Consider the following 16353-nt stretch of genomic DNA (forward strand, 5'->3'; position numbering starts at 1 on the left):
CTTCACAGCACCTCTCTTATTATTCTTATTTCGACTAAGATAGAAAAAAAGTCCTACTATTATTTATTTAATTGAGTTTACAAAAAAATAAACAACAGTAGAACTTTATTCATTATCAACTTTAAAAACACATATCTAAATTATACGATTCGGTAAATATACAGAGAATGTAGTTCCCTCTCCAACAACACTTGTGACAGAAATTTTCCCATCATGACCTTGAACAATATTTTTAGCAATCGCAAGTCCGAGTCCCGTTCCACCTTTTTTCCCTCGTGTTCTTGCTTTATCAGCTTTGTAAAAACGATCAAATAAAAATGGAATATCTTCTTCTGGAATGCCTGCGCCTGAATCTTGCACTTCGAAAGTAAGGCCATTACTTTTCGTATCAATTACAAGTGTCACATGCCCACCTGCATTCGTATGACGGATTGCATTATCAATTAAATTCGTCAACACTTGTTCCATACGGTCTGCATCAAACGGATATTGTTCAATTGGACTTTGGAAATCAACTGTTAGTTCAACTTCTTTATCCTTTGCAATCCCTTGGAATTTACGACCAATTTTTTCGACAAATGGATGAATATCTACTTCACCTATATGTAACTCTACATTACCACTTTCCATACGTGCTAAATCTAATAACTCATTTACAAGTTTACCTAAACGAACAGATTCATCATAAATGATTTGAACAAATTCATTAATTTCTTCTTTCGTTTGCACAATATCATCTAAAATCGCTTCACTATACCCTTGAAGCATTACCATCGGTGTACGAAGTTCATGTGATACATTCGCAATAAAGTCTTGACGCATCTTCTCAAGACGACGTTCTTCCGTCATATCACGCAACACTGCTACAGCCCCACGAATTTTCGTTTGATTGTAAAGCGGCGTCATAAGAACTACGTAGTTCCCTTTTTGCAAATTAATTTCAACAACTTGTTGTTGCTCACTTTCTACAACAAGATGGAATAGTTCAACAAGTTCAGAAGGTAGTTTTTTACTTAGCTCTATCTCTTTCTCTTCTTGCCAAACTTGTAAGAAATGTTCAGCCGGTGGATTAATAACAACGACTTCACCTTCTTGATTTAACGTAATAACTCCATCTGCCATACTACTCAAAATGCTAGCTAACTGCTCTTTTTCTTGCTGCAAAGCATTCATATTAAACTTCAACTGCTTACCCATTTGATTTAAGGCCGTTGCAAGCTCACCAATTTCGTCCTGAGATACCATAGGAGCTTTCGCATCAAACTTTCCACGCGCCACTTCAAAAGCAACCTCACGCATCTTTCGGAGTGGTGCTGTAATTCGCGTAGATAAGAAGAATGCGAAGAACGTTGTTAAAATAATCGCAATACCTGCTGATAAGAAAATGAAGTCAGTCGTTCTCTCCATACCTTGTATCGGAACTTGTAAAGATTCATATACGAACACAGCACTTTGATTTTTTGACTGCACCGGTTTCCCGACGATCATAATGTCATTTTCAGTATTTTTAATCTTTCTACTATTAGAGGCTTTTCTAATGTTATTCTTAATTTCTTTTTTGTCTGTAAAAACAGCCGCTAATTCTTTATCTTCTTTCAAATCATCCATTGTAAGAGTGACTAACCCTTCTTGTTTCGGCGAAGAAGATATTTCCTTACCATCTTCTACAATAATGATCCTTGAAAGTGGATCAGAGAATTTGTACGCGATATTTTCAATCGTTTTTACATCGGCACCTTCTTCAATTAACTCTGAAACACTTGTCGCGACTTTCTGAAGTCTAGCTTCGCTCATATCAACATAATACGTTCTAAAAAACTGTGAAAGTAAAATCGCAACAAATCCAAGAACAAACGAAACGAGAAGTAATATGGTCATCCATAACTTCCCTACTACACTTCTCCAAAGCATCAGTCGTTCACAACCTCAAACTTGTAACCTACGCCCCAAACGGTAACAATCATCTTCGCTGCATCTGGTGATTTTTTGCTTAACTTCTCACGTAAACGCTTTACATGCGTATCAACTGTACGTAAATCTCCGAAGAATTCATATTGCCATACTTCTTTTAACAATTGCTCACGATCAAATACCTTATCAGGAGCTTTCGCTAAGAATAACAGTAATTCATATTCTTTTGGCGTTAAGTTCACTTCATTTCCATCTGCTGTTACACGGTGTGCATCATTATCAATTGTTAAATGAGGGAAAACAGTAACATCTTTTGTCGTTGTATCTTGTGTAAAGAATGTTGTCGGTACAGAACGGCGTAAGACCGCTTTCACTCGAAGCACTACTTCACGTGGGCTAAATGGTTTCACAATATAATCATCAGTTCCTACCTCAAACCCTTGTACTCGATTTACTTCTTCACCCTTTGCTGTCAACATAATAATTGGCGTCGCTTTCTTCTCACGAACCCCTTTACACACTTCAATACCATCTTTACCAGGCATCATAAGATCTAATAGGATTAAATCATAATCATTTTGTAACGCCATTTCTAAAGCTGTATCACCATTATCTGCCTCTTCAATTGTGTATTGTTCTCTTTCTAAATACATTTTTAATAAACGGCGGATACGATCCTCATCATCTACAATTAAAATTCTTGATTCATTTTCCATTTCTACCCGCTGCGTATTTTTACAACAACGGTTCACACCTACCCTTCTACACTATTATGTTGCGCTATTCTCGTTTATTTAAGCAATCTTCTAAATGTTTCACTTCCCATACTATGCTTCACAAGAATAATAAATTTTGTTCAATTTTTTTCCAAAACTATGTATTTTTTTTGAACAGTATATAATGTCCTCGACATCATTTTACAAAATCAACCGCTACTTTGTCATGTTTTTCTCAAAAAAGAAGAAAAGTTGACAAAAATAAAATAGGAAAGTGACATACACTCTCCTATTTTATTTCTCTATGCATATGAATGTAAACCGGCAATAATTAAGTTTACTACAATAAAGTTAAACATAATAATTGCAAAACCAATTACTGCTAACCACGCTGATTTCTCTCCATGCCATCCTTTTGATAAGCGTAAATGTAGTACCGCAGCATAAAAGAGCCAAGTAATAAGCGCCCAAACCTCTTTTGGATCCCAGCCCCAAAAACGTGTCCAAGCGATTTGAGCCCAAATCATCGCAAAGATTAACGCCCCTAATGTAAATATCGGGAATCCAATTGCTATAGAACGATATCCAATTTCATCTAATAAATCACTATTTGTATTTTTTACTAACGGCTGAAGTGCCGCTGATACTCGTTTGCGTAAAACAAGTCTTAATACAATATAAAGTAATGTTCCAACTATCACTGACCAAATAACAGTATTTAATTTTTTTGCATTTACAATCGCCGGAACTTCAACTGTCGGCTCTAATTTATTTTCTGTCAATAGCTTTCCTTCATGCGGTCCAACTAAAGCCGGAAGATTATACTTCATTTCAACTTGTTGTTCATTTTTATCAACCCATTGAAAATTAGCTTCATATTTCATACTAGAGAATACCGTTGTTACCGCAATAAATCCTACTGTACAAACAAGTGTAAATACTACCGTTTCTAGCCAAAATGTACGCTTACTTTTCGTTGATTGATCTACATTTTTCAATAAATACATCACGCCCGTAATAAAACTAATTGCTAAAATCGCTTGTCCTGCTGCTGCAGTCGTCACGTGAATATGTAACCAATTACTTTTTAAAGATGGAATAAGCGGAGATATTTCCCTTGGGAACATACTTGCATAGGCAATTAATAAAAGCGCAACTGGTAATGCAAATAATCCAATTATACTTACGCGGTACATAAAATACATCACAATAAATGCCCCAACAAGCATCATGCCAAAAAACGTACCAAATTCAAAAAAGTTACTAACTGGCGCATGCCCTGATGCAATCCATCTTGTAACAAAATATACTGTTTGTGCAACAAACCCTAAAATTGTTATCGTTATTCCTATATTTGCCCATTTATGACCCTTTTCTTTAATTGCTCCCCCAAAAAATAGAGTTGCAATTAAATATAAAATAAATGCGGTAAAGAGAAAGTTACTACTTATTTGCACCATATCGTTTCCCCACCTTAACTAATTTTTTTATCAATTACTTTATCATTTGGTTGCGGAATTGCTGTACCTTCTAGTACTCTTTCAATATCTTTCTTTAAACCGAACCAATTTTTATTCGTATGCCCTGCAACCCACCATTCATCATTAACACGTTGTATCCAAATACGTCGATGATTCCAATACATACCTTGAATTACACCAACCATAAATATAAATCCTCCAATACCGAGAATCCAAAGCGTTAAGTCTTTCCTTACAGTAAGTGCTGTTGCATTTTGCATTTCCACACCTGCGAATGACATTTTATATTTATTGTTCCCATCAGGTTCTATATTTTGCTGAATACCAACAAAACTCACTTCACCATCTGGCGTCTCAGGCGTAAACATTTTAAATACGAATGCAGGATTGTTTGGTAATTTCGTTTTTGTATTAGGTTTTCCATTCTCATCAAAATAAAAATCTGGGAAATAACTTAATAGTTCTAGAGAATAACCATTTCCTAAATCGTATTTTTCTGTTGGATTCGCTAAATTTACTTTAATCGGTCCCCACTTTTGATTAGTTTCTTTATTTTGTAAATTAAAAGACATGCTTTTAAATTCACTTTCTTTATAATCCACTTGATAAACAGCAAATCGATCAAATTTCAGTGGCTCATTCACTCGAATTTCCGCGTCTTTTACTTTTTCCAGTTTCGGTTTTTCTCCTGCTATATTTTCTCCTACCGCTTTATATAATACAGCATTCGTTTGGAAGTTTTTCGCAATCACTTTATCACCAACACGATCAATTGCCTCATCATAAACTTCTTTATCCTTACTCTTATCATAAACTTCCTTTATAAATTTTTCGTTTTTCAAATAGTATTGTCCATCAGTTCCTGGTATTTCTTTCGTTTCACCATCACGTAACCAAAGTGCTTCGTCTACGTACATACTCGGTAAAAAACGTAGCATTGCACCGAATAAAAAAATAATAAGACCGATATGATTTACATATGGACCCCAGCGTGAAAAACGTCCTTTTTCCGCTAAAACGTTTCCGTCTTCCACTTTTACATTATAGTTTCTTTTCTTTAAATTCATTTGTAATCTTTCCAAGTCACCATCTTGCGGAGTGCCAGTCCCGTATAATCTTTGTCTCTGTAAAAAGCTTGGGTGTCTTTTTACACCTTGCTTTTTTAAAGCTTTATAAAGCGGAATGACACGATCTAAACTACAAATCACTAGTGAAATCCCTATAGAAGCAATTAACATCATGTACCACCATGAACCGTATAAATTATTAAATCCTAATTGATAGTATAATTGCCCCAAAAATCCGTATTCCTGTTTATAATATTCAGCTGGTGCAATCCCTGGAGTTATGTACATTTCTTGCGGAAAAATAGTTCCTATCGCTGAAGCAGCTAAAGTGATTACGATTAGCCATACGCCCACTTTTACAGAAGAGAAAAAGCTCCAAATTTTATCGACTATCGTTTTTGTTTGCGTGAGAGATCTCCGAGCACTCCCCTCATAGCGCATATCCAATAGTTTTACATTTTCATTGCTTTCAAATGGTTTCCCACAAGCTTCACAAAAAACGGTTCCTATCGGATTAACATGTCCACATTCACACTTAATTTCTTTCAACACTCTCACCGCCCCTGTATCTATATGTACTATTGTATATTCTAACCTCAAGTTACCACAATACTCAGAATTTTTAAACCAGAGGCGCTATAGGTATGCACCTCGTATGTAAAGGCTTTCTTTCTTACGGAGTAATTTTCTTTAAATATCCTTCTAACTGTTCTTTCGTTTGTTCACCTATAATTTGCTCTACTACTTTTCCATCTTTATCAATCAAAAAGCTTGTCGGTAATGGACCCACTCCATATGCCCCTATAATCTTTTGTCCTTTATCAATTGCAACTGGGAATTTCAATCCATATTGGTTCACAAAATTCTTTACTGCAATATCTGTTTCATCTGCATCTAACGCAATAATTTCAACGCCTTTTTCTTTATACTTTGGATATAATTCATTCATATAAGGCATTTCTTTTTCACAAGGTTTACACCAAGTTCCCCAAAAGTTTAAAAATACCCCTTTTCCCTTTAAGTCCTTTAACTCAATTTTCTTTCCTTCTAAATCCGTCACAACAAAATTTGGTGCTTCTTTTCCGATTTTCATTTTCTCTTTATCAGCGAAAAATCCTTGATAGAGTGTAAATCCTACAGCACCACATAAAATGAGCATAATGATTACACGAAATAATAAGCGATTTTTTTTCATATTGCCTCTCCTTTCTTCGACAAATGTATGTATTATTTTCTGTAAATGTTGTATTGAATAAATCACCAGCAGAGCACTCCACTGGTGAAATTTTAACTCTATAGCTTATCTTGGCTTTGTAGAAGCAAGCGCACGTAATTGTTTCACCTCATGTGGTGTCAATTCTCTTGCATCACCAGGTCGCAGGCTCCCTACTTCTAAGAAAGCATAACGTTCACGTTTTAATTTCACTACTTTACAATCTAACGCTTCAAACATACGACGTACTTGACGATTACGTCCTTCATGAATCGTTAATTGTACAATTGCCATCTCTTTACGCTTGTCCCAAGAAATAATTTTCACATTTGCTGGTGCTGTTTTTCCATCTTCTAATGCAACACCTCGTTCTAACATGCGAATTTTTTCACCTGTTAATGGCCCTTTAATTTTCGCAACATATGTTTTTTCAACTTTATATCTCGGATGCATTAATACATTCGCGAAATCTCCATCGTTTGTCATCAATAATACGCCAGACGTATCATAATCTAAACGTCCGATTGGGAATAAACGTTGTCTAATTTCAGGGAAAAAGTCTGTTACAACATTTCTTCCTTTATCATCTGATACACTTGAAATTACGCCAGTTGGTTTATATAGTAAAAAATAAACAGGTTCTTCTTTTTCAAGAGGGATGCTATTTACTTCTACTTTATCTTGAGGAGTTACTTTTGTTCCTAACTCTTTCACTATTTTCCCATTAACTTTCACTTTTCCTTGCTGAATTAATTCCTCAGCCTTTCTTCTCGATGCAATACCTGCTTGTGCAATCACTTTTTGTAATCGTTCCATTTCTTTTTTTCACCTCGAATTTATCTTACCTTACATTAGAAAGACTTGGCAACCGCATACGCTTTGCGGCTATTCACTCCATCTCACTTAAACAACATAGCGATGATAATAAACATATAAAGGTCACATCATGTTTTTATCCTTTATTATTGTCCACATTTTTCATATTTCTCACAATAAAAGTTCATCATTTTGTCAAAAATACCACATAAAAAAACCACTATTAAACTACACGTTAATAGTGGTCGTATACGTATTATAAGCGAAATAGCACAAAAAATGAATAGTATTACCGAAACAATAGAGAAACAAACACAATCGAGCAAATAATTCCGATTAAATCTGCAAACAATCCTACTTTTAATGCATCTCCCATTTTCCTAATCCCAACAGCTCCAAAGTATACTGTTAAAATATAAAAAGTCGTATCTGTGCTCCCTTGCATCGTGGAAGCCAATCTCCCAATAAACGAATCTGGCCCATATGTCGCAATTAAATCAGTCGTAATACTTAAACCAGCAGATCCCGAAATTGGACGTATAAGTGCTAGTGGAACAATTTCCGCTGGGACGTGAATTAAGTCTAACATCGGCTTCATTACAGATATCATCGCATCTAACGCTCCAGACGCTCGAAAAATCGAAATGGATACAAGCATTCCAACCATAAACGGTAAAATTGAAACTGCAATTTGAATCCCTTCTTTTCCTCCCTCAACGAACGATTCATACGTCGGAACTTTTTTTATCGTGCCATATAAAAGGATAAAACCGATTACACAAGGGATTACCCATAATGAAATTGTATTTACAATACTCATTTTTTCCGCCCCTTTCTACTCCTTCTTCGGTAAAAATAGCGGTCAATCCAAATTGCTCCAATCATAGAGAGTACTTGTGCAATGAATGTTACCCCAACAATTTCAGTAGGATTCGCTGATTCATAAGTCATTCGAATCGAAATGACGGTAGTAGGAATTAATGTAATAGCAGATGTATTTAGTGCTAGAAACGTCACCATAGAACGGCTCGCTGAATCCTTTCCTCCATTTAATTCTTTCAGTTGTTCCATCGCTTTAATACCAAGGGGGGTTGCTGCATTACCTAGTCCAAAAAAGTTCGCCATCATATTGGATAAAATAAATCCCATTGACGGATGATCCTTTGGTATTTCTGGAAACAATCTTTTTACTATCGGCATAAAAAGTGTAACTAACTTCTTTAACAACCCTGCTTCCTCTGCAATTTTCATTAAACCGAGCCAAAATACTAAAACACTAATCAGCCCTATACAAATTGTTACCGCATCTTTTGCCCCGTCAAATACAGCTTTCGTTACTTCTTCCATCGTTCCGTTTATCATGGCATATACAATCCCTATGACCGCCATCGCTGCCCATACGAGATTAACCATCGATACCAACACCTATCATATAAGAAAAAATTTCTTTCACGTTACTCCAGTACATGCCCGTTGTAGCTACTAACTTCCGTTTACTATAAAATAAATTCCGTTCTCCAACTTTCTCATTACCAACATAAACATCTGTCTTTCCAACCTTTACTCCGTCCATAAGTTTTACACTTTTATCCAGTTCAACTTTTAATACCACGCTCTTTTTTTCCTCTTCTGTTAAAGGTACAGAAAAACTATTTTTCGTATAAACATGATTGGCATATTTCTTTTCATTTATTTCAGCGAGTGCTCCTTGTCCTAAAACTTTTGTTTGCTTGAAACGTTCAAACCCTTTGTCAAATAAATTCATATGATCATCCCAATCACTAGAAGCACTCAAAGTTACGACTATTAAATCTAGTCCATCTTTTGATGCCGTTGTAACAAGCGTTCTTCCCGCTTTCTTCGTAAAGCCCGTTTTTCCTCCTGTTGCAAATTCATAATAAGACGTCACCAGCTTATGTTTATTCTTCCATGGATAATCCCAAGAATCTGATTTATACGTTTTTGTCCCAAAAATTTTCTTAAATGTCTCGTTCCCCATTGCGTATTTCGTTAAAAGTGCCATATCATAAGCCGACGAATAATGTGATCCATCTCCATCCAGGCCATGAGGGTTTGAAAAGTGAGTATCTTTCATTCCAATTTCTTTTGCCTTTTCATTCATTAAATATACGAACCCGTCTATACTTCCACCCACATTTTCAGCAATTACTTGCGCTGCGTCATTACCAGACCTAAGCATAAGTCCGTAGACTAAATCTTCTAACTTCACTTTTTGTCCAGGTTTCAAATAAATTGCCGATCCTTCTACTCGTACTGCTTCATTACTAACCGATACTAGTTCTTTCATCTTTCCTGATTCAGCAGCTAACAATGCTGTCATAATTTTTGTTATACTAGCAATTTTTTGTGGTTCATGCTCTGCTTTTCCGTATAATACACGACCAGAATGTTGTTCCATTAATACTGCATTTCGAGCACTCACATTGCTATTCATCTTTGCATATGTAGGAATCGGCATAACGCTTGCGTACATAATAAAAAGCGTGATTATTACACAAATTCGTCTCATATTTCCCCCCACGTCCTTTTGGCACTTTTTGTACAAGTGTATGCTTGGCCTTTTAAAATATGAACGAAATCTTCCTTCTCCTTCTAATAAAAAAGACGCATAAAATATGCGTCTAATACGGTGTCCATTCAATTTGTTTCGCACTTTCAAATCTTTTTTCTACGTCAGGCCAATTTATAACATTCCACCAGTTTTTAATATATTCATCTTTTCGGTTTTGGTATTGTAAATAATACGCATGTTCCCATACATCTAGTACAAGGAGTGGTATCGTATCCCATTGTGTAAATAATTGATGAAGTGTACTCTGCAAAATTTCTAACCTTCCAGATCGGGGTACCCAAACGAGAATCGCCCAGCCTGAACCTTCTACTTTTGAGGCTGCTTCTGTAAAATGTTTTTGAAAACGTAAAAAACTCCCAAAATCTTGTTCGATTTGTTGTGAAAAAGCACCTCTTGGACTTCCGCCACCATCTTTTTTCATATTACCCCAAAATATTGTGTGTAAATAATGACCTGATCCATGAAAAGCAGCTTCTCTTTCCCAATGCTTAATCAAATCAAATTGATTGGTTTTTCTCGCTTCTTCCATCATTTTCTCTGCCTTATTTAATCCTTCCACGTAACTGCGATGGTGTTTATCATGGTGTAACATCATAATCTCTCTAGAAATATACGGTTCTAACGCATTATACGGATAAGGTAATGGGGGAAGTGTATGTCCTCCAATCGGAACAGCCCGTTCACTATCCCCTCTTTCATGCAGTTCATATTCGCCCTCGTCCTGCATAAATACTTCCTGCAGGTGATGCTGAATATGTTCTACATCATCACTTATTTCATACATAAACTCCGCATCTGTATCGTATTCATGCTCTTTCATGCGCTCTAATAACGTTTGAATTTTATAAGCAAGCATATGGACATCATACACTTCCATTGCACGGCTATCTAATACGTGAAGAACACTTTCACACCAGCTTTCTACTTCATGAAAGTAATCTGTAAATACACCTTGCTGACTCATGTTACACCTCCTTAATGCTATCCACTTAAATATATTCAAAGAAAATCCCTTATATAACTGTACAAAAAGAAAAGAAACTAAGTACTCTTAGCTTCTTTTCCTTAATTAGTATTTGTGTAACATCTTTGTTTGGTAATCCGTCTCATAATATTCTAGTTCTTCACGCATCAATTGAAATTTACCTTCTAAACTCTTCATCACTTGCCCTATAGATGCAGGTGGTGTTTGTTGAAAAACGATAGAGTTTTTCCCTGTATATGCAGAACGACTATTTTCATACCAGTGATCGCTCTTTGGTGAAAAAAACTCTGCAATTACTTGATGATAAATCTTATACAAAGTTTTTTCAGCTGCTGTTTTTCGAAATGGCTGGCTATTCAATAAAACAAAACACGCATCATGTCCCTCTTCACAAAAAACGAGAAGACGTCTTATTGATGCTAATAACCCTTTATAATATTGCTCGTTCCCTGCTGGTGTCTCTTCTAATAAAGAAGGCAACGTATGATAATTTACATAATTGGTTATTAAAGTAATAACATCTTCTAAAAACATAGAAACTTGTTCTGTTTGATTTTCAACCATCAAATTAGACATTTCTTCTCTCTCCTTTGCCATTTCACGCAATTTCTACTCTTTTATTTTTATGTAATTCAGCCAATATTTCTTGTACTTTCACCACTGTACCGGCATCAAAATATTGTTGGAATTCTTCTATATTATTGAGATACAAACGTTTTTGTGTACGAAGCTCCTTATCTTTTACTAAACAAGATATCGCTACAATATCCCGCAAATATATGTCTTGTTCTTCTACTTTACATACTGGATTTCCTTCAAAAGGCGTAATTTCTTGTAAAACTTCTTCAAAATACCGAACGTATAAAACTGAAAAAGTTTTCTCCTTACCATTTAATATATATGTCACTTCAGACCTATTAAAAAAATCTTCTGATGTATTAGGTTTTGCTTTCTCTAATTCATACCCTGCATAACCTATTATTATCATCTGTTTCCCCTCTCTTCCTTCTTTCACTTTATTTTAACCTAATTTTCTGACAAACGAAATATTCTTTTAAATATACCTATATAAAAAATAGCTTCCCTATACAGGAATTTACCTTTTTATTTTTATTGAAGTTTGTCATAATAATATTATTGTCTCAGTTTTCTTATACAAGGAGAGTTGTATTTATGTCGTTTTCATGGAAACGTTTCTTACAAATCGGGAAAATAATCTTCCCATTTGTTGTATTAACAATTGTATTTTTTCAAGCAAAAAAAGAATTAGCAGGCATTTCTTTCTTAGAAGCGATTGATTCCATTAAAAACATTCCAACTGGAGGGGTCTTTTTAGCAATTACACTTGGTGCATTTGCTGTATCAACAATGTTCTTTTATGACTATGTGATGCTTCGTTACTTAAAGGCTGATATACCCGTCCAAAAGATTTTCCGTATCTCATGGATTGCTAATACTTTAAATGGATTTATCGGATTTGGCGGTCTCGTTGGAGCTGGTGTGCGCACAATGCTGTACCGTCCATACATAAAGGAAAATGGCAAACTTATTAAAAGTATCGCCTGGATGACAACTGCTTTTATTAACGGGTTGGCCATTCTTTCATTCCTCGGCCTTATCGGAATATTAGATACAAGTTTTATTTTGCATGAAAAGCCATGGCTATGGCCTGTTCTTATTTTCTTTGCTCTTTTCGTCCCTATATACATTGGCTTTTCTAAACTTAAAAATAGAAAAACAAAGCAAACCGAAGGACTAGAAGAAGAAGAAGAAGAGAAAAATCCAACTGTTTTATACTCATTAGTTTCATTAGTCGAATGGGTATCTGCTGGTATTGTTATGTACGTGATTTTAATATTATTTGGAATTGATATCGAATTTCAAAAGTTTTTAGGTGTGTATGTCATCGCTGCTTTAGCTGGTGTCGTAAGTCTTGTTCCTGGTGGTCTTGGATCATTTGACCTTGTCTTCATAACTGGACTAGGACAATACGGCATTGATACAGGTGTATTACTGCCTGCTATGTTATTATATCGCCTTGTCTATTACATCTTACCTTTCTGCCTCGGTCTCATTTTTGCAGCTTTTGAAATGACTGGAGCAGCCATTAAAAAGTTTGAAGATAAGCCTTTTATTGCGCCTGCATTAGAAACAACTGGTGTTATATGGACTTTGCAGCGTGACTTTTTAGGAAAACTAGGTTCATGGGCATCTGCTGCTTTAACAGTATTTGCTGGCTTAATGGTTATTTTGTCGACCATTCTACCAACAAGTATAAACAGGGCGCACGCCTTACATATTCTAGCTCCAAAATATCTCATTCAATTTTCTTTTAGCTTATCGCTAACATTCGGTATTCTCCTCCTAATCCTTTCACGTGGGATATATTACGGAACAAAACGTTCTTATTACATGACGATTGTTTCTTTAATCGGAGCGGCTATCTTTAATACACTAAAAGGAATTGATATTGAAGAAACATTTATTTTATTAATCGTACTCGCTGTATTATATATGCTTCGAAAAAGGTTTGTACGCGAGAAAATAGAAGTCTCCCTTTCTGATATCGTAAAAGTTTTTATATTCTTACTTGTAACGTTATATTTATATAAAAACTTAGGTATTTTATTTGCAGGTGCAAAAGAAGCTTTTAAACCTGATTTTGTCGTTCGTAATATTACACAAGTGAAACGAAGCGCATTAGCCGCTGCCTTTTTCGTTCCTACTTTTTTACTGATTGGCTCACTCATTGCCAATCGTTATCGAACTGAATTTCCCGGGCAACCAGCTAACGATAAAAGATTGCAAAACTTTTTAGATGAACATGGCGGAAATGTACTTAGTCATTTAGGCTTCTTAGGAGATAAACAATGCTTCTTCAGTAGTGATGGGAAAGCACTCCTTCTCTTCTCCATAACTGGGAAACGTCTTGTTGTACTAGGTGATCCAATTGGTGATTCATCATCCTACCGTACTGTGTTGCAAGAGTTTTTAGCTGAGGCTGATCGATTTGGATACATTTGCGTATTCTATCAAATCGAAAGTAAATGGATGAGTTTATACCATGATTTTGGTTATAACTTCTTTAAGCTTGGTGAAGAAGCTGTCGTTGATTTAAATACATTTACAATAACAGGAAAGAAACGCGCTGGTATGCGGGCTACTTTCAATCGTTTTGAAAGAGAAGGCTATACATTCGCTATTCATGAGCCGCCATTCTCAGACGAATTATATGAAGAGTTAAGGAAAGTTTCAGATGCATGGCTTGGTGGAAAAAAAGAGAAAGGTTTTTCACTCGGATACTTCGATCGTGAATATATTAGCCGTGCTCCTATCGCTACATTATCTGATGCAGATGGCAAAATTATCGCATTCACAACCTTTATGCCCGTATATCAAAACGGATTATTGTCTGTTGATTTAATGCGTTATTATCCAGATGCGCCTAGCGGAATTATGGATGCAATTTTCATCCACTTATTCCACTGGGCAAAAGAAAATAACTACCACTCCTTTAATATTGGTATGGCACCACTTTCAAATGTTGGTTTATCAACACAATCTTTTTGGTCTGAACGAGTTGCAGCTGCAATCTTTAATAATGTTCGTTATACGTATAGTTTTAGCGGACTACGACATTTTAAAGAAAAATACAAACCCGCATGGAGCGGTAAATATTTAGCATTTAGGAAGAATCATTCTTTACCACTTACAATGCTCTCTGTAACAAAATTAATAGGAAAAAGAAAAAACAGCTAAACATTTAGCTGTTTTTTCTTTTTTGAACTTGTACAATAAACTCCTTTTCATATTTCTTACCATTTATATAAAAAGTTCCCCACATTTTATACGTGCCCTGGGCAGGAAATGTAATACGATATTGTAATTGCTCATCCGTATCAACAGGCATGGCGTATAAAAAGTTTTCCCTCGCTTCATCCACGATATAGAGGGTCTCCACTTCTCCTCTCTCTGAATGTAATTTCAATTTTTCACCCTTTTTCGCTTGAAACTGAAATGTTAACGTCGCAGGCTCATTTGGATGCAATGCACCAAATAAAAGAGAAACTTCATACTCTCCTATTTTTTTTGTAAGTACACTATCGATTGGAAATTTCGCTTTTTTCTTATTTCCCCCCTCCCTTTCTTCCCCGAAATCTTTCTTAGCAAATGATTTCACTGACTTATTTTTGTCTTCATATAAAAATATTGTATACCCTTCATCTTTTGCTATTTTGGAAGATAACTTATATGATCCATTCCCAGCAAATGTAGGTTTCATTTGTTGCACCTGTTTTAATTGTCCATCTACAATAACTGCCCGAATCTCATCATTCACACCGCGAACTTCACTATTCTTTTTATTTAGTAATTGAAACAGAATATCTACTTTCTCATTTCCCTTTGTCAGATCCCATTTCACTTCCTCAACATCTCCTACCGTCTCTACGGTTTCTTGATATTTTTTTATGTAAAATCCTCCTGCTACAATAAGTAACAACGCAACAAGTCCAATGACAAGGTTTTTCAAAACATCACCTACCATTTTTATTGTCTCTATTTATACAAAACTTCTTACATATATATTCTAGATTATGATTTATGAAATCCTCCTATTTTGAACATATTACAAATAATTAAAAAGATTTTAATTGAAAGGATTGATAGTGTATAATGCAAATGATATTGATTTCTATCAATACATTATAAGGAGGACTTTTCATGAGTGTACATATTGAAGCAAAACAAGGTGAAATCGCTGAATCTATTCTATTACCTGGTGATCCATTACGTGCAAAATATATCGCTGAAACATTTCTAGAGGACGTTACTTGCTATAATAACGTGCGTGGTATGTTAGGGTTCACTGGAACTTATAAAGGAAAACGTGTATCTGTTCAAGGTACAGGTATGGGTGTTCCTTCTATTTCTATTTATGTAAACGAATTAATCCAAAGCTACGGAGTTAAAAATTTAATTCGCGTTGGAACTTGCGGCGCAATTCAAAAAGACGTAAAAGTACGTGACGTTATTATTGCAATGACAGCTTGTACTGATTCTAATATGAACCGTTTAACATTCCCAGGTTTTGATTTTGCACCAGCTGCAAACTTTGACCTTTTAAAGAAAGCTTACGATGCAGGAACTGAAAAAGGATTACACGTTCGTGTTGGTAATGTTTTAACTGCAGATGTATTTTACCGCGAAAGCATGGACATGGTTAAAAAACTTGGGGATTACGGTGTATTAGCAGTAGAGATGGAAACAACTGCTCTTTACACATTAGCAGCGAAATATGGTGTCAATGCATTATCTGTATTAACAGTAAGCGATCATATCTTCACTGGCGAAGAAACAACATCTGAAGAGCGTCAAACTACATTTAACGAAATGATTGAAATCGCTTTAGATGCAGCAATTCAACAGTAACACACTAAAGAACTTGTCATACGTCTGGCGAGTTCTTTTTATATGACTTTATATAAAAAACTACTTTCAGAAGAGACAGATTTTCTCCTCTACTTTCTTGTAACGTTTGTTATAATAAAGTAATCATTTACAGTATTTCTC

At 35.4% G+C, this 16353-nt stretch carries 15 protein-coding genes; 2 read left to right on the top strand and 13 right to left on the bottom strand.

All coding sequences use genetic code 11. The features are described from left to right. Positions 1 to 135: 135 nt before the first annotated feature. From resE to COC96_RS08765, 12 genes are all read right to left on the bottom strand, one after another. Positions 136 to 1911, bottom strand: coding sequence for a sensor histidine kinase ResE (resE, locus tag COC96_RS08710; RefSeq protein ID WP_098768654.1), 1776 nt, complete (start codon positions 1909 to 1911; stop codon positions 136 to 138). After that, entirely contained in the window at positions 1911 to 2627 is a 717-nt protein-coding gene (gene resD, locus COC96_RS08715; protein ID WP_000426862.1) for a DNA-binding response regulator ResD, read from the bottom strand. The genes resE and resD overlap by 1 nt, the downstream gene beginning before the upstream one ends. Before the next feature lie 302 nt (positions 2628 to 2929). Beyond that, entirely contained in the window at positions 2930 to 4087 is a 1158-nt protein-coding gene (resC, locus tag COC96_RS08720) for a cytochrome c biogenesis protein ResC (protein WP_097902344.1), read from the bottom strand. 14 nt (positions 4088 to 4101) lie between these two features. Next, complete coding sequence (gene resB / locus COC96_RS08725) at positions 4102 to 5727, bottom strand: cytochrome c biogenesis protein ResB (protein ID WP_098267205.1); 1626 nt, start codon at positions 5725 to 5727, stop codon at positions 4102 to 4104. A gap of 121 nt (positions 5728 to 5848) precedes the next feature. Next, positions 5849 to 6370, bottom strand: coding sequence for a thiol-disulfide oxidoreductase ResA (gene resA / locus COC96_RS08730; protein ID WP_098267204.1), 522 nt, complete (start codon positions 6368 to 6370; stop codon positions 5849 to 5851). 105 nt (positions 6371 to 6475) lie between these two features. Beyond that, positions 6476 to 7204, bottom strand: a complete 729-nt coding sequence (gene rluB / locus COC96_RS08735; protein WP_098267203.1) for a 23S rRNA pseudouridine(2605) synthase RluB — start codon at positions 7202 to 7204, stop codon at positions 6476 to 6478. Between the two features lie 289 nt (positions 7205 to 7493). Further along, positions 7494 to 8024, bottom strand: a complete 531-nt coding sequence (gene spmB, locus COC96_RS08740; protein ID WP_002201161.1) for a spore maturation protein SpmB — start codon at positions 8022 to 8024, stop codon at positions 7494 to 7496. Further along, positions 8021 to 8617, bottom strand: coding sequence for a spore maturation protein SpmA (spmA, locus tag COC96_RS08745; RefSeq protein WP_098267202.1), 597 nt, complete (start codon positions 8615 to 8617; stop codon positions 8021 to 8023). The genes spmB and spmA overlap by 4 nt, the downstream gene beginning before the upstream one ends. Further along, positions 8610 to 9734 carry a D-alanyl-D-alanine carboxypeptidase DacB gene (gene dacB / locus COC96_RS08750; protein ID WP_098267201.1) on the bottom strand — a complete coding sequence of 375 codons (1125 nt, stop codon included), beginning with the start codon at positions 9732 to 9734 and terminating at the stop codon, positions 8610 to 8612. The genes spmA and dacB overlap by 8 nt, the downstream gene beginning before the upstream one ends. Before the next feature lie 112 nt (positions 9735 to 9846). Next, positions 9847 to 10761, bottom strand: a complete 915-nt coding sequence (locus COC96_RS08755; RefSeq protein WP_098267200.1) for a superoxide dismutase — start codon at positions 10759 to 10761, stop codon at positions 9847 to 9849. A 105-nt stretch (positions 10762 to 10866) separates the two neighbouring features. After that, complete coding sequence (locus COC96_RS08760) at positions 10867 to 11358, bottom strand: YpuI family protein (protein ID WP_098267199.1); 492 nt, start codon at positions 11356 to 11358, stop codon at positions 10867 to 10869. A gap of 22 nt (positions 11359 to 11380) precedes the next feature. Continuing rightward, positions 11381 to 11770 carry a hypothetical protein gene (locus tag COC96_RS08765; protein WP_097902351.1) on the bottom strand — a complete coding sequence of 130 codons (390 nt, stop codon included), beginning with the start codon at positions 11768 to 11770 and terminating at the stop codon, positions 11381 to 11383. Positions 11771 to 11955: 185 nt separating this feature from the next. Here COC96_RS08765 and mprF point away from each other — a divergent pair, with 185 nt between their 5' ends. Further along, entirely contained in the window at positions 11956 to 14541 is a 2586-nt protein-coding gene (gene mprF, locus COC96_RS08770) for a bifunctional lysylphosphatidylglycerol flippase/synthetase MprF (protein WP_098768655.1), read from the top strand. Between the two features lie 4 nt (positions 14542 to 14545). Here the strand turns inward: mprF and COC96_RS08775 are convergent, their stop codons facing one another. Continuing rightward, positions 14546 to 15328 (bottom strand): hypothetical protein, encoded by a 783-nt coding sequence (locus COC96_RS08775; protein ID WP_142339977.1) that lies wholly within the window; start codon positions 15326 to 15328, stop codon positions 14546 to 14548. 176 nt (positions 15329 to 15504) lie between these two features. Here COC96_RS08775 and deoD point away from each other — a divergent pair, with 176 nt between their 5' ends. Further along, entirely contained in the window at positions 15505 to 16212 is a 708-nt protein-coding gene (gene deoD / locus COC96_RS08780) for a purine-nucleoside phosphorylase (RefSeq protein WP_000110707.1), read from the top strand. Positions 16213 to 16353: the final 141 nt, after the last annotated feature.

Origin of the sequence: Bacillus cereus, from assembly GCF_002577405.1 — a bacterium.
In the GTDB taxonomy this organism is placed as follows: domain Bacteria; phylum Bacillota; class Bacilli; order Bacillales; family Bacillaceae_G; genus Bacillus_A; species Bacillus_A cereus_AU.

Coding starts and splice junctions, on each gene's coding strand:
- resC (WP_097902344.1), bottom strand. CDS start 4,087: ATGGTGCAAATAAGTAGTAACTTTCTCTTTACCGCATTTATTTTATAT.
- resE (WP_098768654.1), bottom strand. CDS start 1,911: ATGCTTTGGAGAAGTGTAGTAGGGAAGTTATGGATGACCATATTACTT.
- resD (WP_000426862.1), bottom strand. CDS start 2,627: ATGGAAAATGAATCAAGAATTTTAATTGTAGATGATGAGGATCGTATC.
- COC96_RS08755 (WP_098267200.1), bottom strand. CDS start 10,761: ATGAGTCAGCAAGGTGTATTTACAGATTACTTTCATGAAGTAGAAAGC.
- rluB (WP_098267203.1), bottom strand. CDS start 7,204: ATGGAACGATTACAAAAAGTGATTGCACAAGCAGGTATTGCATCGAGA.
- dacB (WP_098267201.1), bottom strand. CDS start 9,734: ATGAGACGAATTTGTGTAATAATCACGCTTTTTATTATGTACGCAAGC.
- deoD (WP_000110707.1), top strand. CDS start 15,505: ATGAGTGTACATATTGAAGCAAAACAAGGTGAAATCGCTGAATCTATT.
- mprF (WP_098768655.1), top strand. CDS start 11,956: ATGTCGTTTTCATGGAAACGTTTCTTACAAATCGGGAAAATAATCTTC.
- COC96_RS08760 (WP_098267199.1), bottom strand. CDS start 11,358: ATGTCTAATTTGATGGTTGAAAATCAAACAGAACAAGTTTCTATGTTT.
- spmA (WP_098267202.1), bottom strand. CDS start 8,617: ATGGTTAATCTCGTATGGGCAGCGATGGCGGTCATAGGGATTGTATAT.
- COC96_RS08765 (WP_097902351.1), bottom strand. CDS start 11,770: ATGATAATAATAGGTTATGCAGGGTATGAATTAGAGAAAGCAAAACCT.
- resA (WP_098267204.1), bottom strand. CDS start 6,370: ATGAAAAAAAATCGCTTATTATTTCGTGTAATCATTATGCTCATTTTA.
- spmB (WP_002201161.1), bottom strand. CDS start 8,024: ATGAGTATTGTAAATACAATTTCATTATGGGTAATCCCTTGTGTAATC.
- COC96_RS08775 (WP_142339977.1), bottom strand. CDS start 15,328: ATGGTAGGTGATGTTTTGAAAAACCTTGTCATTGGACTTGTTGCGTTG.